This is a genomic window from Spirochaetota bacterium, from assembly GCA_030154445.1.
Classification (GTDB): Bacteria; Spirochaetota; Brevinematia; order Brevinematales; family Brevinemataceae; genus Brevinema_A.
In genome coordinates this window covers 121,379-140,798 of sequence record JAGUQW010000007.1, presented here as the reverse complement: position 1 = coordinate 140,798, position 19,420 = coordinate 121,379, and the positions used below count along the sequence as shown (strand labels likewise).

The 19,420-nt window shown below is 31.1% G+C and carries 19 protein-coding genes; 9 read left to right on the top strand and 10 right to left on the bottom strand.

The genetic code is table 11. The features are described 5' to 3' along the window. Nucleotides 1-85: 85 nt before the first annotated feature. A complete protein-coding gene (locus tag KFW21_04685; protein MDK2818727.1) occupies nt 86-328 on the bottom strand; it encodes a hypothetical protein in 243 nt (80 codons plus the stop codon). An 82-nt stretch (nt 329-410) separates the two neighbouring features. On the opposite strand from KFW21_04685, the gene KFW21_04680 reads away from it, so the two are divergent. Both KFW21_04680 and KFW21_04675 read left to right on the top strand, forming a co-directional pair. Next, nucleotides 411-980, top strand: coding sequence for a hypothetical protein (locus KFW21_04680; GenBank protein ID MDK2818726.1), 570 nt, complete (start codon nt 411-413; stop codon nt 978-980). 276 nt (nt 981-1,256) lie between these two features. Then, nucleotides 1,257-4,655 carry an N-6 DNA methylase gene (locus KFW21_04675; GenBank protein MDK2818725.1) on the top strand — a complete coding sequence of 1,133 codons (3,399 nt, stop codon included), beginning with the start codon at nt 1,257-1,259 and terminating at the stop codon, nt 4,653-4,655. Between the two features lie 95 nt (nt 4,656-4,750). On the opposite strand, the gene nagA is transcribed toward KFW21_04675, so the two are convergent. From nagA to KFW21_04645, 6 genes are read right to left on the bottom strand one after another with little or no spacing between them, the layout of a single operon-like run. After that, the gene (gene nagA / locus KFW21_04670) at nt 4,751-5,890 is read right to left on the bottom strand and encodes an N-acetylglucosamine-6-phosphate deacetylase (protein ID MDK2818724.1); all 1,140 of its coding nucleotides are present in this window, start codon (nt 5,888-5,890) and stop codon (nt 4,751-4,753) included. A gap of 19 nt (nt 5,891-5,909) precedes the next feature. Then, nucleotides 5,910-6,710, bottom strand: coding sequence for a PTS system mannose/fructose/sorbose family transporter subunit IID (locus KFW21_04665; protein MDK2818723.1), 801 nt, complete (start codon nt 6,708-6,710; stop codon nt 5,910-5,912). Then, entirely contained in the window at nt 6,697-7,479 is a 783-nt protein-coding gene (locus KFW21_04660; GenBank protein MDK2818722.1) for a PTS sugar transporter subunit IIC, read from the bottom strand. The genes KFW21_04665 and KFW21_04660 overlap by 14 nt, the downstream gene beginning before the upstream one ends. A 19-nt stretch (nt 7,480-7,498) precedes the next feature. Further along, on the bottom strand, nt 7,499-7,981 hold the full coding sequence (locus KFW21_04655; protein MDK2818721.1) for a PTS sugar transporter subunit IIB: 483 nt from the start codon (nt 7,979-7,981) through the stop codon (nt 7,499-7,501). A 27-nt stretch (nt 7,982-8,008) separates the two neighbouring features. Continuing rightward, a complete protein-coding gene (locus KFW21_04650) occupies nt 8,009-9,157 on the bottom strand; it encodes an SIS domain-containing protein (protein MDK2818720.1) in 1,149 nt (382 codons plus the stop codon). A gap of 18 nt (nt 9,158-9,175) precedes the next feature. Further along, on the bottom strand, nt 9,176-10,453 hold the full coding sequence (locus tag KFW21_04645) for a class II D-tagatose-bisphosphate aldolase, non-catalytic subunit (protein MDK2818719.1): 1,278 nt from the start codon (nt 10,451-10,453) through the stop codon (nt 9,176-9,178). A 216-nt stretch (nt 10,454-10,669) separates the two neighbouring features. Between KFW21_04645 and KFW21_04640 the strand changes: the two genes are divergently transcribed. After that, complete coding sequence (locus tag KFW21_04640; protein ID MDK2818718.1) at nt 10,670-11,419, top strand: DeoR/GlpR transcriptional regulator; 750 nt, start codon at nt 10,670-10,672, stop codon at nt 11,417-11,419. A 13-nt stretch (nt 11,420-11,432) separates the two neighbouring features. Then, complete coding sequence (locus KFW21_04635) at nt 11,433-11,864, top strand: PTS mannose transporter subunit IIAB (GenBank protein ID MDK2818717.1); 432 nt, start codon at nt 11,433-11,435, stop codon at nt 11,862-11,864. A 51-nt stretch (nt 11,865-11,915) separates the two neighbouring features. Here KFW21_04635 and KFW21_04630 read toward each other — a convergent pair whose 3' ends face one another. Then, complete coding sequence (locus tag KFW21_04630; GenBank protein MDK2818716.1) at nt 11,916-12,677, bottom strand: inositol monophosphatase; 762 nt, start codon at nt 12,675-12,677, stop codon at nt 11,916-11,918. A gap of 462 nt (nt 12,678-13,139) precedes the next feature. Here KFW21_04630 and KFW21_04625 point away from each other — a divergent pair, with 462 nt between their 5' ends. Both KFW21_04625 and fabD read left to right on the top strand, forming a co-directional pair. Next, complete coding sequence (locus KFW21_04625; GenBank protein MDK2818715.1) at nt 13,140-14,219, top strand: hypothetical protein; 1,080 nt, start codon at nt 13,140-13,142, stop codon at nt 14,217-14,219. A 144-nt stretch (nt 14,220-14,363) separates the two neighbouring features. Then, on the top strand, nt 14,364-15,257 hold the full coding sequence (gene fabD / locus KFW21_04620; GenBank protein ID MDK2818714.1) for an ACP S-malonyltransferase: 894 nt from the start codon (nt 14,364-14,366) through the stop codon (nt 15,255-15,257). Nucleotides 15,258-15,335: 78 nt separating this feature from the next. On the opposite strand, the gene fabZ is transcribed toward fabD, so the two are convergent. Next, complete coding sequence (gene fabZ / locus KFW21_04615) at nt 15,336-15,839, bottom strand: 3-hydroxyacyl-ACP dehydratase FabZ (protein MDK2818713.1); 504 nt, start codon at nt 15,837-15,839, stop codon at nt 15,336-15,338. A 131-nt stretch (nt 15,840-15,970) separates the two neighbouring features. Here fabZ and KFW21_04610 point away from each other — a divergent pair, with 131 nt between their 5' ends. From KFW21_04610 to KFW21_04600, 3 genes are all read left to right on the top strand, one after another. Further along, a complete protein-coding gene (locus tag KFW21_04610) occupies nt 15,971-16,642 on the top strand; it encodes a reverse transcriptase-like protein (GenBank protein MDK2818712.1) in 672 nt (223 codons plus the stop codon). Nucleotides 16,643-16,679: 37 nt separating this feature from the next. Then, entirely contained in the window at nt 16,680-17,657 is a 978-nt protein-coding gene (locus KFW21_04605; GenBank protein MDK2818711.1) for an aspartate--ammonia ligase, read from the top strand. 123 nt (nt 17,658-17,780) lie between these two features. Continuing rightward, entirely contained in the window at nt 17,781-17,981 is a 201-nt protein-coding gene (locus KFW21_04600) for a hypothetical protein (protein ID MDK2818710.1), read from the top strand. 420 nt (nt 17,982-18,401) lie between these two features. Here KFW21_04600 and KFW21_04595 read toward each other — a convergent pair whose 3' ends face one another. Beyond that, nucleotides 18,402-19,403 carry a class II fructose-1,6-bisphosphate aldolase gene (locus tag KFW21_04595; GenBank protein MDK2818709.1) on the bottom strand — a complete coding sequence of 334 codons (1,002 nt, stop codon included), beginning with the start codon at nt 19,401-19,403 and terminating at the stop codon, nt 18,402-18,404. Nucleotides 19,404-19,420: the final 17 nt, after the last annotated feature.

Here is a 19,420-nt window from a genome sequence, read left to right as displayed (position 1 = left end):
TCATCAGGATGTATGTTATTAGTAAATAATTCAGATTTGTCACTTGATATATAGATAAATGATGTCTTACCGCCATAATAAATATTTAAAAAATTATCGAAACCATCAATTTTACTTTTATATATGCCTTTTGTTTGGATATACTTTCAATAAAAATTGCTATCTTGTGTTCATCTATATTTATCTTTTTTCCATCAGAAGAAAAATCATAATATTTTATACCATCTCCAAAAATAAATTGATCCCCCTCGTCTATGCTCTCTACGGACTTAGTGATGAATGAATTCCAAATAGTAGAGGTAAGTAATGATGGTATTACAGGAAACATCAAGGTATACAATATACTTGATAAAATTCCATATATTGACTACTTTAGTAATAATACTATATCAAATTAAGGAAACATTAATATGAAAAAAATGTTAATACTTTTAACACTAATAACAAGCCCGTTAACAGGACAAGAAGAGAAGAATTTTCTATATATTAATCACTCATTAAAACTTTATGCAGCTTTAGGATTACCTACTGGAATAGGTTTTTTATATGCTCCTGAGATTCGAAGCTCTATTGATGATAATGTGCTTCATGTTTTAAATTTCGATCTAAAATGGTTAGGAATAGAAAGAACAGGGAATTTAAGTGGTGGAAGTTTTAATAAACAAATATCCGTAGGATTTGCATCTAGTTTCCAATATAGTGTAGGGTCTATTTTATCTGATGGTTCACGTTTTTATATTGATCTTATCGGAGTTGGATATCAAAGTGGTTTGATAGATACAGGTAGCTTTGTATCTATTTATTTATTAGGGTATCAAAACACCTTATTTAATGGTTTTTACTGGGGAATAAGAACAAAAATGAATTTAATACGTGATCCAAATCAACAACTTATCGTTGGTTTTGGAGGATATATTGCGATGGGGTATGATTTTGGTAAAAAATTAAATCCTAAAGACTATGATTCAAGAATGAAATAAATAAATATCAAATGATTAGCCTTATAACTTTAAACGAAGAATATGCATTTGATATTTTTTCTATTTTAAATGATAGGGGGTTAAGCTTATCTCTTACAGATATAATTTTATCTAAAGTAAATAAGGATAAAAAAGTTGATTGTACTCTGTATAGACTCACACTTGAGGAGATTAGAATTGTAGAGAATGGGCTAGTGAATAAAATATATAGTGAATTATAGAAAAAATTTGTAAAATATGGTATAATATCAAGATATATAATGTTAAGGAGTTTTAATGATTTCCCATATTACTAAGTATTACAAATCCATAGACAAAGAAAAACAACAAGGTGCTAATAACGAACAGAATCTCAGACCACATTTTTATGAATTACTAAAACATTATCTTAATAGCGAAGGATTACATCTTCAGTATGAGCAGAAAGAGAGAAATGGCTTGTTCAACAATTATCCCGATGCCAAAATTAGTCGTGAACAAATCCCCGTCGGACATATAGAAAACAAAGATACCAAAGATGATTTCGATCTGGAGATACGCCACAAACTCGAAGACAGGGGTTACCCTAGCTTTAATATTCTGTTTGAAAATACTGAGAGAGTAGTCTTGTATCAAGCTGGTAAAAAAGTTGTTGATATAGATATGACTGATGCCGAGGAACTTAATAGAGTGCTTTTGAAGTTTGTGCAGTATCAGACTGACGACCAAAAAAAATTCCTCGATGCCAAACAAACTCTCAAAATCCAAGTCCCCCTCCTCGCCGATGAGATGCGTAGGGATTTTGCGGAGGAAGAGACCACCAACAAAGCCTTCGAAAGCAAATTAAATGAATTTCTGGAATTATGTCAACAATCAATAAACAAAAATCTTGAGAAAGAAGATGTCCTCGAAATCGTTATTCAACATATTTTGACAGAAGATATTTTTATTCAATTTTTCTCAGATAATGATTTTCACAAAGAAAACACCATATCCCGTACCGTAGATGAATTGATGAATACTTTGGGTGACAAAAAACGCGACATAAAAGCACGCATTCATGACTCCATTATTTCCATGAAAAATTACATACACCAAATGAGTAAAGAAGACAAAAAAGATGTCCTCAAAATATTTTATGAAGATTTTTATACGGCACTCAACAACAAAAAAGCCGATATCCAAGGGGTAGTCTATACGCCTTTGTCTATAGTTCGTTTTATGATAGAAGCTACCAATGATCTCTTGTATACGCATTTTACCAAAAACCTCAGCAGTAAGGGAGTCAAGATTCTTGATCCTTGTACAGGGACGGGGATTTTTATGTCTGAGTTAATAGAAAAACTTCCCAAAAAAGATCTTGAGTACAAATATGAGAATGAGCTCTTCGTGAATGAGATAGATATTTTGCCTTATTATATTGCGAATCTTAATATAGAGTATAGCTATAGAGAAATGACGAACACTTACAAATCTTTTGAGAATATTTGTCTTATTGACACTTTGGAATTTCAGTCCAAACAAGAAGATGGACACCTATACGGCATAGCGAATTTAAATGATGAGAATTTGGAGAGAGCGATACGCCAGTACGAGCAAGAGATCTCCGTCGTGATCGGCAACCCTCCCTATAACGCCAACCAACAAAGCGAAAACCACAATAACAAAAACAAAATCTACACCACCGTCGATGCTCGTATCAAAGATACCTACATCAAACAAAGCACAGCACAAAAAACAAAACAATTCGATATGTACAAGCGATTTATACGCTGGGCTAGTGATAGGATCAAAGATCATGGGATGATCTCCTTCATTACGAACAACGCCTATCTGGACGCAAGACAAGACGACGGCTTCCGCAAATGTCTCCAAAAAGAATTTGATTATGTCTATGTCATCGATCTCAAAGGTAATGCTCGAAAAAATGACAGAAAAGAAGGACAAAGCGTCTTTAATATTATGGTGGGAACGGCTATTATATTTTTGATAAGAGATTCGGCGATCAAAGACAAAAAAGCAAAGATCCAATACTACACGATGAAAGATTTCGCTACGAGAGCAAACAAATTATTCAAGCTCACGGAGCTTACTGAGAATTTCAACAAAATACCTTTTGAACAGATCCTGCCCAAGGATAATGGACAATGGCTAGGACAGACGGATAATGATTTTGACAGCCACCCAGAATTGATTAATAAAACTGTCAAAAACAAAGGGATACTCATTAAAGACGGAGCCGATCATAAAGCAATTTTCAAACTATTCAGTCTAGGGGTAGCTACTAATAGAGATCAATGGGCTTATGATAAAAATCCTACACAATTAGCTAACAAAGTACAAAAACTCATCACCGTCTATGATGTAGAAAGATCCAAACACAAGGGTAAAAAATTAGACGATTACCATATGAAAAAAGAGCTTGACTATTCTATAAAATGGGTAGGTGATACTATCGATTATATGTGTAAAAATAAAGAAATACTCTTTGATGAGAAAAAAATTAGAAAAAGTCTCTATAGACCTTTTTGTCAATCTTATGTCTATTTTGAATATCCTTATGTACAACGATTATATAAAAATCCCAAGATCTTTCCTGAGGGCACGGATGCCCGAAACACAGCGAGCACAGGAGGTGCAGGAGCGATGTCAGGCACGGATGCCCGAAACACAGCGAGCACAGGAGGTGCAGGAGCGATGTCAGGCACGGATGCCCGAAACACAGCGAGCACAGGAGGTGCAGGAGCGATGTCAGGCATAGCAGGTGAGAATCTGTGTATTAATATGCCTGTACCAATTTCTAGAAGACCCCAAGAGGTCATTGCTAGTAAAATGGTTTCAAATCTTGATATCTTTGGAAATGCTAGTGCTATATCAATCCCACTATATGTGTATGATGAGCATGGGGCGAAGAGCTCGAACATCACCGACTGGGGACTCAATCTCTTCAGAGAGAAGTACGGGGATCAGCTGTCACCCCTAGACATCATGCAGTATTGCTATGCTGTGCTATCCTCGCCTGCCTACCAGTCCAAATACACCGACAACCTCAAAACCGACTACCCGCGTATACCTATGTACGACAGTCATTCGGCTGGTTTCTCATCGATTAGTAGCCTTAGCGAAAATCAGCAGGATAAAGATCAAATAAATACTGATAGTATGGTCGCTGATAGTATGGTCGCTGATAGTATGGTCGCTGACTGCATGGTCGCCGACCGCATGGTCTTTGAGTTTTATAGATCTCGTGGCGAGAGATTGATTGTGTTACATGCAGATTATATGAATATAGTTCCATTGGCAGATCTTAAAATTACGAGAGATGATGATTATTTGCCTACTGGGATAGACAATCCTAACAAAAATCATGTTACTCATCCTATGAAAATTGACAAAAAGAGTGGGGTGCTTATCCTTGATAATCATAACAAAATCGAGAATATCCCCCTAGAAGTATTCAACTACAAAATCGGATCTCGTTCGGCATTGGATTGGATCGTAAAATACCACAAATTCAAAAAGCTAAATCCTGAGAAAGAGCTTCATCATGCTACTCTCATCAACGAGGGACTAGATACCTACGATTGGCAAACTATACGAGCGGGGCTTTTTGATCTCATTCCGAGAATAGTGCGTGTGAGTTTGGAGACCTTGGAGATTTGTAGGGAGTTGGATAGTAAGATAGCAAGTAAGTAAATAAATAAGATTAGAGATTTATAGAATAATAGCAAAAACACCCCATTAATTAAGTGGGGTGTTTTTGGGTATACTTATTTGAAAGAACTAACAAGCTAAATAAGATTTCCTTTAACATAAATAGATTTGAGATTTAAATCATTATCTAAAATTAAAAAATCTGCGTAGTTATCTGGCATTAAATAGCCTATAGACTTTTCCATTCCTAAAGAATTCGCAGGAGCGCTAGTATAGGAAATCAATGCTTCTTCCAAAGAAAATTCACAATAGTTTACAAGATTTTGGAGACATTCAATCGGAGTTATCATCGATCCTGCTAATCCTCCGTAATCTCCTATACAATGATTTTTTTCGTTAATATGAACATTTTGAAAACCTAATTTGAATGTTGTCATATCTGTTCCCATAGCAACAATTCCGTCGGTAATTGTAATCAAGCGTTCTCCTAAGCACTTGTGAGCCATAATAATAGAGTTAAAATCCGAGTGAATACCATCTGGAATAATAGATGAGAAGGAGTTTTTACTGGTTAATAAAGCTCCAACAACATTGGGTTCTCTAGAAGAAAATCTACTCATACCATTATATAAATGTGTACCCATAGTCGATCCAAAAGACTCTGCAATCCGTACTTGATCTAAAGTTGAATTTGTATGAGCAATAGATACCTTAATACCTGCATCTGTTAATCTTCTGATATATTCTAATGGAGCAACTTCTGGAGACAAAGAAACTATTTTCACTTTAGATTTACAAATTTTATCAATTAATTCTGGAGAGAGAACTCTAATTAATTCTGGATTATGTGCACCTTTATGTTCTTGAGAAAACATAGGACCTTCAATATGTAATCCCAATACTCCTATGGTATCTAAATCGGAAATACTATTAATCAAATCCAAAGCTGTATTAATATCTTTATCAGAGCTAGTAATCAGTGTTGGACAAAAAGATGTACATCCGTATTTATTTAAAGTTTGAGCCATAATTGTTAGATTTTCTAAAGTGAGTCCTTCTCCATAGAAATTTGCACCACCAGCTCCATTTACTTGTATATCTACAAAGCCAGGAACAATGATATTAGGTGTGGAAATAATATTATGTTTTTCAATATTATATAGAGATAGAATACTTTGATTACCAATATTAACAATACGATTGTTATTCCATACTATAACAGCATCATGAATAAAGATACTACCATTAAAAATTTTACTTGCTTTAATACCTTTCATTGATATATCCTATAATAATTTATAATATTTTTAAGAAAGAAAGTACCAAGCTAATAGCAATAACAAACCAAATAATTGTTGTAGGAGTAAATCCTTTTTTAGCAATCAAATGATAAATTCCTAATGTAACAAGCAAAGGTAACAAATTAGGCATAATAGCATCTATAATTTCTGTTTGAACATTAACTATTTTTTCACCAACATTAAATTCAAGAGCCAACTGTATACGGACAAAAGAAGCTATTAACGCACCAACAACAGTTACACCAATAATACTAGCAGCTTTTTGAACATGAACAGTTATGTTCTTTAAAGTATCAAAAGCTTTTAATCCAAAAGCATAGAAATAATGTATAAGTCCAAAGCGTAATGGAAGATGAACCAAATTAAAAAGAATAATAAATAAAAATGGTCCTAAAATATTTCCTTGTAATGCTAATCCTGCTCCCAAAGAAGCTGTTATTGGAATTAAAGTAAACCAAAAAATAGCATCTCCAATCCCACCTAAAGGACCCATCATTGCAATTTTCAATCCTCGTATGAGTTCAGGATCTTCATTTTTTTCTTCCATAGCTAATACCAATCCCATAATAGAGGTTACTAAAAAAGGGTGCGTATTAAAAAATTCCATATGACGTTTCAAAGCATTTTGAAAATCTTGTGGCTGGTTTTTATATATTTTTTTTAATCCTGGAAGAATAGCAAAAGACCATCCACAAGCCTGCATTCTTTCATAGTTAAAGGATGCTTGCAAAAACATAGAACGAAATGCTATTGTATTTAAATCATGTTTGTTTAATAATTGTTTAGATTCCATCATTATCTCCTGGTGTTTGATTTGTATTTCTTTGATTGCCAATTTCTTGAGCAAGGTAAAATTCGATAAATGCAATAATTATAGCAATTCCTGCAACAGGTAGAATTTGTGCATTAAAAAATGTAACTAAGATAAAACCTAATGCTAAATAAATAGCATATCTAGTAGAAAACATTATTTTTAACAAAATAGCAAGTCCAACAGCTGTCAATATACCACCACCAACAGACAATCCATGGGTAATCCATTCTGGTAATTTAGTGACTAAATCAGCTGTTTTTGTACCACCGATAGTAAGAATAGTCGTAACAAAAGCATATAATACAAACAATATAAACATTCCGAAATAATTAGCAGAAATAATAGCAGATTCACCATTTCCTGCTTCAATCTCAGAATCTACTTTATGCATAACAGGAACAAAAGATGTAAAATATAGAGTAATAAGACTTTGCATAAATACTGCAAAAGGAATTGCTATACCAACAGCTGCTTGAGGCTCTAATCCCGAAGTAATTGCTAATACAACACCTGATACACCACCTATAACTACGTTAGGAGGTTGTGCTCCACCAACAGGCATAGCTCCTAATAAAATTAATTCTAAAGTAGCTCCTGTTATAAGACCAGTCGGTAAATCTCCTAAAATTAATCCAATAACCATTCCTGAAAATAACGGTCTATGAATATGAAGTAATCCATCAAAAAGATCTACTCCAGCAATCCCTGTCCATACCGCAATTAATATAATTTGTAATATTGTAGGTTCCATATAATATCCTCCCTATAATTTAAATTTTTTGAATGATTTCATTAAGATGATCTATAGAATCAACTGGTAATTGTTGAAAATCTACAATAACACCTAATGATACTAATTCTTTTAGAGCTTGTATTTCTTCTTCTGAAGCGTAAGCAGCCTTAGCTAGTGATTTTTTACCATCACCACCATGCATATTTCCAATATTAATATATTCTATAGGAACTCCATTGTTCTTCAACCATAAAGCATCTATGGGACTTTCTAGAATTAGAAAAATATGTTGAGAATCTGTAGCTTTATGAATAACATCTGCTGTTTTTTGGAGTGAAAAATATCTTGTCTGTACATGTCCTGGCACAATGGTATTCATAAGATCCTGACGCATGGTATTAGTTGATACTTCATCATTAGCTACTAGTACTAAATTTGCTTTAGTATGTTGAATCCATGATGTTGCGACTTGTCCATGAATTAATCTATTATCTATACGAATTAAGTTAATATTTGGCATAATATATCCTTTTATTTTTTATTTGATTTATTTATTAAATGGGTAAATAATCACCCCTTGAACAACTCTGTTAATAGTACCTGAAGTACTAGGAACATCTGGTGATAATCCTAAATATAAACTCTTAAAGAACCCTAGCATTTGTACAATTACTATAGAAGGTAGAAGTCTAAAAAAGTTATCACATTCTCCTGTAGAATATGATACTAAATTCAACAATTCTACTTCATTAGGATTATTTCCAATAACAATATAAGCATAACCCTGATTTTTAGATTTTAATTCTCTAAGCATGTCTATTTCATATTTTCTTACATAAGGATCTATGGACAATATGGCAACAACTACAGTATTTTTATTAACAAATACTTGTGGACCATGTCTTAATCCTAGAAAAGAATCTATTCTTGTAGCAATACGCCCATCTGTCATTTCTAACATTTTCAAATGACCTTCTGTAAGCAACCCATAAGCATCTGATGACCCCAAGTATTGAATACGCTCAATATTTGGATTTTTCATTATTAGTTCTAATTGCTCAACAACATTAGTAAAAATAGTATCTGTATATTGACAAACCTGCTCGATAGCTCTATATGCATATTCTTTATCAGTAAAATAACTACATAATACAGCAGCTAATATCATAGAAGAAAAAGAACTAGTCATAACAAGAGATTGATCATTTGTTTCTTCTGGTAAAATAATACAAAATGTGTTCTCATTTTTCATTTTTGCTAATGCACCATCTTTATTACAAGTAATAATAAGATGTTTAGTTGTAGGACACACCTGTTTCACTAATTCTACAGATGCTACAGATTCTGGACTATTTCCAGAACGCGCAAAAGAAATCATCAATGCAGGTTCATTGGGGATAGCAAATTTCTCAGGATTTATAACAATATCTGTGCTAGCAGCATTAAGTACTCTTCTATTGAATCTTGTACTTAAGGTGTCTAAAATACTTTTCGCAGCAAATTCAGACGATCCAGCTCCAGATACTATAATAGGTCTAAATTCATCTTTTAATGCTTCTGTTAAAAATTTTTCTAGTGATTTATTTTCTAAAATTAATTGACCTGTTTTTTTCCAACACTCTGGTTGTTGAAGAATTTCTTTTAAAGTATGAACATACTTTACATCTGTTGGATTATTTATAATATCATTCCACATAATTTCCCTCTAATTATTTTAGTTATTTATTGCATTGAAATATTTCTGAATAACTTTTTCTACGCTCCAGCGTAAAATTTTTTGAACTGAAAATTCTGAACAATTATATTTTTCATTATATTCTAATACCCAAGGTAAATATTGAGATACTAGTGCATAATTCAATGCCTTTTCAAGATTTGGATAACTATCTTGTATTTTTTTTGCAATTTTAGGACTATTCCAATAGTAACGAATTCTATCACTTAAACTATACACTCTTTTAAATGCTAATTCCTCAGTACTACCATTGTAATAATATTTCCAGTATTCAGGATGAGCAAGCATTTCTGTTTCGATAAATTCTCTAATATTAGATTTAGGAGTAATATTTGGATTTTCTTGTTCAATCTTATCTAGAGCAAATAAAGCTTCTCTCCAAGAAAAAGTTAATTCTGGTCCTACTTTAAGAATAGCAAAATGATCATGAACTAATCCTGATAAAGCTTGAGTAGTTTGATAATCTGTAGAATGAGCTTCATATACTAAATGATTATAATCTGTAATTGCTAATTTAAGCTCTTTTGCTTGACCTTGAATGTAAGGAAAAACAAAATCATCTCCAAATTCTACTCCAGGTTGAACAACAACTCCTTTAACTTTTGACCATATATGTTGTAAGTTATATTTTCCTAAATATTCTTTAATCACCTTTATAGTGTATTCCACTTCTTGTAATGGAGTCACAGAAACATGATCTTCGTGTTCTTGAGAACCTCCAGGAACAGGAACTTCTGTACCTACAATATAAAATAGATGATCAGAAGATCCTAGGTGATCTATAGCTGTTTTTTCAGCTCTTTGTATTAGTATAGCAGTTCTGTCCGCAATTACTTCTATTGATAGAGGGCTATTATCATCGTTACAAGACATGCTAGGATCAATATGTAATTTTGTATATCCTGCCTTTACATACTCTTCCACTAATACTAAACTTTTCCCCATAGCCTTTGAAGAAGATAGACTTTTCCAGGCATTTGGACCAAGATGATCTCCTGCAAGTACATACTGATCTGAAGATATATTATATATTTTAGCAATATCACGAACTTTATCACTAAAATCTTGAGGTGTCATTCCTGTATATCCACCATCTTGATTAACTTGTTGAACAGTACTTTCTATAGAAATTTTCACTTCTGGATTTTGTGATAAAAAATCAAAGGATGCATGAATAACATCTTCATGTGCAGAACAAATACAAATTAAACCTCCTTTATTTTGTATGCGATTTTGAGATATAATTGTTTCGATCATATAAAATCTCCTTTATTTTTCATTGTATTTCTGTTTATATTATATCATATGAAATAAAATAAACAATATTTATATTATTTCATATGAAAAAGTATTTATTTGTTTATTATATATGTATTTATAAAATAATATAAAATATTAATATTATTATTGATTTTTTTTATTGATATTTTTAATAGATAAGTGTATAATATGAAAAATAAAAAAGAGTTTTCAATGCCAAAAAAAATAAAAAATGTTGATAAAGAAATATTAGAACTGTTATATCAAAAAAAATCTTTAACTTCTTCAGAATTAGCAATATTATTTAATTATAGTGTTCCTGTTGTTCGTAATATTTGTCAGAATATTGCTAAAAAACATGGATTATCTTATAAAAGAGGAGTCTTAAAACATTCTTATTCAGAAAAATTTACTAATATAGAAAAATTGTTAATTGCTCACAAATCTTGTTCTTTTATTAATGATGGTGATACTATTTTTATAGGAACAGGAACTACAACCTTATATATGTGTCAACATCTCTATCAATTTACGAGATTAACAGTTGTTACTAATTCTATTCCTATATTAACAGAATTATTAAAATACCCTCAAATTACTACAATCTGTGTAGGTGGTGTTCTACAACATCAAGATCAAGCATTAGTAGGAGAATTTTCAGATATTTTTATTAAAAATTTTCATATTAATAAATTGTTTTTAGGAACAGAAGGCATTGATGCTGTTAGAGGTGCCTCGAGAGCAATTATTCAAAAAAATATGGCTGAACACAATATAACAAATTTAGCAAGTGAAATATATCTTCTTACTGACTCTAGTAAATTCGGGAAATTATTTACATGGATATGGCTATCTATTGAACAGATTAGTACTATAATTACTGATAGTAATATTTCAAAAGAACAAGTATTAGAATTTAAAAATTCAAATATTGATTTAGTGATTGTTGATAAACAATATTAATTAGGAGTTAATTATGGTTACGATTATTATTACAGGACATGGAAACTTTGCCACAGGTATTAAATCCATGCTAGATCTAGTGATAGGACAATGTGATAACTTATATTTTATTAATTTTACTGAAGAAATGTCTTCTCAAAATTTGCAAGATAGATTTCAAGAAGTTTTTACAAATCATCAAGGAAATGTAATATTTTTATGTGATATTGCTGGAGGCACTCCTTTTAATCAAGCAGCTATACTTATGTACGAAAATAATAAAAATTATGGTGTAGTCGGTGGTATTAATATTCCTCTTATATTAGAAATATTAGATCAAAGAGAAATCTTAATAGATCCTCAAGAATTATTACGTCAAGGAAAATCTGAAGCTTGTATGAATATTAAAATTTTTGGGGATGAAACTAGCTCTAAAAATCAAGAGATTTCTAATGACGGTATTTAAAATAAAAAAGCTATCTCGTTAAGAGATAGCTTTTTTATTTTACTAATATATTTATAAGGTTGTTACTATTTTATTTAATTGACTATGTATGACACTGGAACTTGCAATAATAGAAAAATTATCTAGAGAAAAATCTGTGCTATTTATATTATTGATATTTCCTCCAGCTTCTGTAACTAATAATACCCCTCCAGCCATATCCCATGGTGATAACTTGAAATAAACAGCACCATTCATACGGCCAGAAGCTACATAAGCAAGTGCAAGTGCTGCTGATCCAGGATTACGGATTGACTGGAATTGTTGGATCAGCTCATGGTAGATACTTACATATTTTTCTTTATAAGTACCAAAAGCAAGATAACAGTGTTCTATTTCATTACAAATACTTACTTGTATTTTGTTATCATTTAAATAAGCACCTTGTCCTTTTACTGCCCAGAAATATTCTTCTAAAATAGGATTTGATACCACGGAAATAATAATTTCATCTTGATATAAAAGTGCTAAACTATAAGCAACAAATGGTATCCCTCTAATATAATTAATTGTACCATCAATAGGATCTATAATCCATTTAAAATCAGAATTATTATTATATAATCCATCTTCTTCACCTAAAATAACATGATCTGGGTAATGATCTAAAATAAATTTCCGAGAAATTTGTTCTATTTTTTTATCATATTCTGTTACAGGATCTTTTTCTGATTTCCATTCAATACTATTTTGACTATAAAAGCCTTCCTTAAATACTATTGAAATTTGTTTTGCACATGCTAGAGCTACAGATAGATAGTTTTGATAATCCATAGAATACTCCTATTTTATATTTTTTCGATTCATATAATAGAGAGATATTATTCTCCAAAAAAGTATACTTTTACTTTAATATTAGAGAGGATGCTTTTAGTGAAGTTGTTAGACATCGACATTTATACTTGTGAGCGATCTAATTTCTTCTTTATTATTTGATATAATATTATAACATTTTTAACTCAAATAGCAACTAATATATTATTTTAGGCTTAATAATATATCTACAATACATTAGCATGAACTTAGGTATTTTGATTATTATATCTATCAAATATAGTTCATTAATCTTGACATATATAAAATTTTATGTTAATATATTTATAATTAATATTTATTATAAATATATAGCCAAGGGCTTGGAGGATCGTATCTATGAGATATTTTCATTATTTTATATTACCAGTAGTTATACTGGCAGGGTGTTCAGCAATAGAAGACCAGAATTCTACAGAAAACATGTCTTGGGGGGCATCTTCAAGAAGCTCATCTAGGGGTGAATTTTCAAAAAACGGGGGTACAGTTTCTGAAAATGGTAAGTATCCTGTTTTAGATTTCTACAAAGGGAGAAAATTACTAGTTCAATTAAATATTTACGCTAGGGATTTATTCGAGTTGCAGTTATTAAATCCTAAAGATGGTAGAACAAAAGCTCGTCGTATATATTTAGACAGTGGTGACTATGAGGGAAATTATACATTTGTAAAAAAGTGGGAAACTGATACTAGTAATGTTTTTGATGTTTTTGTAGATAAAGAGTATCCAAATCAAATGGTTGTTTATATTCCAGATGGCCATGATAATGGTAAGAAATATCTATTGATTGCAGATTTTGATAGCAAAAATGGAAAGTTCAGCGAAAATCCTTCAGTTACTTTTTTGGATGAAGTTGAATTTTTTGATAATAGAAGCCAATTGATACAAAAGGGTTTAGTGGTATCAGAAAGAGGAAGAGCAAATTTTCCTGACAATTTATATAGATTTGACGGTTTTGATTCTAGAGGGTTTGTTTTCGATCGTGAAGTGAATGATAACCCATATGATAAAGAAGCTCCAATCTTAGATTTCTTTAAAGGAAAGAAAGTACTAATTCCACTAGATAATACTGGAAGGAACTTCTATGAACTTCAATTACAAAATCCTAAAGATAATAGAACAAAAGCTCGTCATATAACTATGTCCGGTGGTTATTATGGAGATAAAATATCTTCTGTGAAAGAAGTTTGGGGAACTGATACTATCAATAATTTTGATGTTTATTTAACCTTAAAGCATCAAGGAAAAATGATTGTTAGAATTCCAGCTGGACATCCTACTGGTTTGAGGTATCTAATGATTTGGGATGGAAGTACAGTTAATCCTAACTTCAGTGGCAGTCCTTTAGTTACTTTTATTGATCAGCCTAAGTTTTACACTCGATCAGAATTGGATAGTAAGGGTTTCTTTAGTACATCTGGACGTGAGGCAACTGAGCTTCCTCAAGATTTATATAGATTTGATAATTTTGATACAGCAGGTCGTGTTCTTTTTGTAGATTAGTTTAATACAAATATTTTATAACAATCAAAAACACCCTAGTATATATACTAGGGTGTTTTTGATTGTTATAAAATATAGTAATCTTGAAGAATATTAAGAAACATAGTATAATATTATTATATATTTTATAATAAAGAGGTATCTATGGTTTTATTTTTTCCAGGACAAGGTTCACAATTTGTAGGTATGGGTAAAGAACTTGTTGAAAAATATAAGTTAGCTCAAGATATTTATACTCAGGCAAATGATATTCTAGGCTTTAATATTCAAAATCTATCATTCGAAGGTCCTGAAGATGATCTTATAAATACCAAAAATGCACAGCCAGCGATTTTGACTTATCAATATATTTTGATAAGTTTGTTAAAAGTACAAAATATTGTCCCAACAGCATTAGCAGGTCATTCTTTAGGGGAATTCTCAGCACTACTAGCAAGTGAGATGCTTAGCTTCGAAGATACATTAAAATTAGTCCAAAAAAGAGGACAATTAATGGCTGAAGCGGATCCTCATCAAAAGGGTGGGATGGCTGTTGTCTTGGGCTTGGATGATAATAGTGTTATTAATATTTGTAAAGAAGTTTCAAATACATATTATGTAGAGCCAGTTAATTTTAATACACCAGGTCAAGTTGTAATTTCAGGACTCAAAGAAGGAATTACTCTTGCATCAGAAAAATTATCAAATGCAGGTGCTAAAAGAGTACTAGCATTAGCTGTCAGTGGTGCTTTTCATTCCAAATTAATGGAAGAGGCATCAATACATTTTGAAGAATTTGTCAATCAACTAAATTTTAGTGCACCACTTTATCCTATTGTCTCTAATGTAACAGCAGAATTCTATGATGAATCTACAGTCAAACAATTATTAGCTCTTCAGATGAAAAGTCCTGTGCAATGGGTTAGCACAGTAAATTATCTTGTCGATAAAGGATTTGATACAGGTATTGAAATGAGTACAGGTACTATTATTCAAGGAATGGTAAAAAAAATAAATAAAGAATTTGCTTTTATAGATCTTATGTCACTTATATCATAATAATCTTACTATTGATTAATAAATCCAAATAAAAAAAAGAGCCTTAAGGCTCTTTTTTTTATTTTAACAAATTGAAAATTAAGCAATACTACCTTCTTTTGGAGTAAGCATAGCGTTCATGGTACATTCACATACTAATTGATTATCCACATAAGCTTTAGCTTCAAAGCTATTAATCACACGGCTAAATGTAGTACCATCTTCAGATACAGATTCACGACGCTTGGTAACAGTGACTTTATAGTCCAAACGATCTCCAGGGACAACAGGTTTACGAAATTTGACTCCATCGATACCCATAAAGAACATCAAAATATCTTCTGTGTTGATTTTGGGATAACGATTTTTTAATTGTGTCAATGCAATAAATCCTGCACATTGAGCAAGTCCTTCTACTTGGAGTACACCAGGCATAATAGGCGTTCCGGGGAAATGACCATTGAAGAAATCTTCGTTTATAGTGACATTTTTGTATCCAGCTCCATCGTTTTCATTCACTTCTAATACCCTATCGACTAATAACATAGGGAAACGATGAGGGAGTAATTGGGTAATATCTTTGATATCAAAATAATTTTTCATAAAAATTCCTAAACTAAAAATTGATTGTATAATTATAGTAGAATAGTATTTTTTTGTCAATATACAATATCAGTTGCTTGTACATTTCATCATAATAAGCTATAATATAAAAAATTTTTTATAGGTAGTATATGACAAAAAGTTATACAGAATTAAAAAAAGAAGGTATTAAATTTGTAGAATTTCTCAATCAATTAGGAATTATAGCTTATGTAGATGAGAGTAGTTTTAGAGATTATAATGTACAAATAAAAAATATTCTTGGGGCAACAGCGATTTTGTATCACAAAGCTTCTAAAAACTCATTTTCTATAGGAACTCATAATATTTCAGATTCTACCTTAAAAGTGCAAATAGAAGAATTATGGCATCGATATCAATGCCCTAATATTCAAAACATACAAGGCATCTGCGCTTATGTAGATGGGTCTTTTTATAATAATAAAATTGGATGGGGCTTGGTTATTGTACAAGATAATCAAATTCTTTTAGAAGATAGTGGGATAGTGAATCTTTCTCCAGAAGAGGGATCTCGTCAAATTGCAGGAGAAGTTCAAGGCGTTTTAGAAGCTTTATCTTATGCTGAAAATCATAAATTCTCGTCTATTACTATTTTTTATGATTATATAGGCCTTCAAAAATGGGCTTGTGGTGAATGGAAAGCAAATAGTAGTATTGCTCAGTATTATTCTGCTAAAATGATGCAAAATCGTATTAGAATTACTTGGGAAAAAGTCAAAGCTCATACAGGAAATCGATTTAATGAACTAGTAGATCAATTAGCAAAAAGTAAATTAAGTTAACTTTAAATTAATAAAAAATATAAATGGAGGGATTGTTATGTACCAATCAAAATTAAATCTTATAGATACTGAGATTGCAATCAAAATACTCAAAATGACATTTGAATCTTCTCTTACAGATCAATTAAATTTATTAAGAGTATCAGCTCCAGTTTTTTTAGAAGCAAATACAGGATTAAATGATGACTTATATGGAAATGAAAATCCTATTAGCTTTACAGTATCTAATCAACAAATAGAGTTAGTTCATTCTCTCGCAAAATGGAAAAGATTTGCTCTTTATAAATATGAGATTCAACAAAATTTAGGTATTTATACAGATATGAATGCTGTTCGATCTTGTGAAAAAAGAGATAATACACATTCTTTTTATGTAGATTTGTGGGATTGGGAAAAAGTGATTTCTATGGAAGATAGAAATATAGATACTTTGATCTCAGCAGTTGAAAAAGTATATAATTGTATCTTGGATACAGAACAAGTTATTTGTAAAAAATATCCCCAATTAAAATTGAAACTACCTACAGAAATCACTATTGTATCCACACAAGAGTTAGAAGATATGTTTCCATCACTGACTCCTGACGAAAGAGAGTATGAAATTACGACAATGCATAAAGCAGTATTTATTACTCAGATTGGTGGACTACTTAAATCTGGAAATATGCATCGTTATAAAGCTCCAGATTATGATGATTGGTCTTTGAATGGAACAATGCTTTTTTATCATGAACCTTTAGATCAAGTATTATCTATTTCTTCAATGGGTATTAGAGTTGACATTAATGTTTTGAATCAACAACTAATCGCTACTGATACAGTCGTAAGATCAGAATTAAATTTTCATAAAATGATCTTTAATGAGCTTTTACCTTTGTCTATAGGTGGTGGGGTAGGACAATCTCGATTAAGTATGTTTTTGTTAGAAAAAATACATATAGGGGAAGTTCAAGTTTCTGTTTGGAGTGAAGATACCATAAAAAATTGTGCTGGAGAAAGAATATTTTTATTATAAAAATATATTTAGATAAAAAACTCTAATATATGTTGAATTATGTATGTTTTATATCAAATGGAAGTACAATTCAAGAGTAAAAACATTTATGGTATAATATCTTATCTTGTTTTTGGAGAAGTAATGAATAACAATACACAATGGTTTATTTATTTTGGCTTTGTACTTGGTTTTGTTTTAAGAGAAAAATTTGATAAGGATTCATGGGAATTTATATTTCAATTAATTCAAGCTGTCGGTGCTATTGCTATGCCTGTTTTATTAGCCATATGGGTTTGGTATAATCAAAAACAAAAAGAACAAAAACAAATATTTGAAAAATAAAGATATTCTATGAGTATTAATAAATCTAAATTTATACAGACAAAACTCAAAGAAAATCAATTAAAAATAAACAGGGTATAAATGATCTGAAAAATATAAATAAAAGTACTCCAAAAAATAGAGTTATTAATGTATCTTTAGCTGGGGGGATTGTTAGACTTTTTATTTCTCCGAGACAAAGGGTAGAAAATAAAGTAAATAATATGAATGCACAAGGTTATAAATTTGTGTATAGTTTGGGAGCTAATTCAAATATTGTAATTTCTTAGCTTTGCCATCTTTGTTTTATTTATAACATGTTTTATCTATATGTCTTTACCTTCTTATATGCTCGTGTTTGAAAAAGTAGAAAGATAATTTTTATCAAATAATATCAAAAAAGCCCCTATTAATAGGGGCTTTTTATTTTACATTTACAATTTATTTATTAATCATAGCCATGATTGCTGGTGCTTTGCCTGCAGAATTAAGAACATTAATACATTTATCTTTGTACATAATTACCATTGCATCACGAGCTGGTCCAAGATATTTACGAGGATCAAATTCACCAGGATTTTCAGCAAGTACTTTTCTCAAATGAGCTGTTAATACAAGACGAGAATCTGAATCAATATTGATTTTACATACGGCAGAATGAGCTGCTTCAAATAATTGTTCTTCAGGAATACCAATAGAGTCTTCTAGTTTTCCACCATATTTGTTGATCATTGCAACTGCATCTTGTGGTACAGAAGAAGATCCATGTAATACAATAGGAAATCCAGGAATTTTTTGTTCAATTTCTCTAAGGATATCCATACGAATTTGTGGTTTTTGTCCAGGTTTGAATTTGAATGCTCCATGAGAAGTACCAATAGCAATAGCTAAAGAGTCTACACCTGTTTTTGATACAAATTCTTGTACTTCTTCAGGTTGTGTATATACATGATCTTCTGCAACGACATCATCTTCTACTCCTGCAAGAACACCCAATTCACCTTCAACAGTTACATCAAATTGATGAGCAAATTCAACAACTTTTTTTGATAATGTAATATTATCTTCAAAAGAATGATGAGATCCATCAATCATAACAGAAGAAAATCCAGATTCAATACATTCTTTACAAGTTTCAAATGAATCGCCATGATCTAAATGAAGAACCATAGGAATTTCACCGACACCTTTATCTTTTGCGTAAGCTCTCATCATTTCAACTGCACCACGACCCATCCAAGAAAGAAGAACAGGATTAGCATAAGCACGAGCTCCTTTGGATACTTGAAGAATTACTGGTGATTGTGCTTCAACACAAGCCATAACTATGGCTTGAATTTGCTCCATATTGTTAAAATTGAAAGCTGGAACTGCAAATTTATCTTTGACAGCGACTTCAAACATTATTTTAGAATTAACAAAACCAAGTTCTGTATAATGCATAGAAAACTCCTAATATT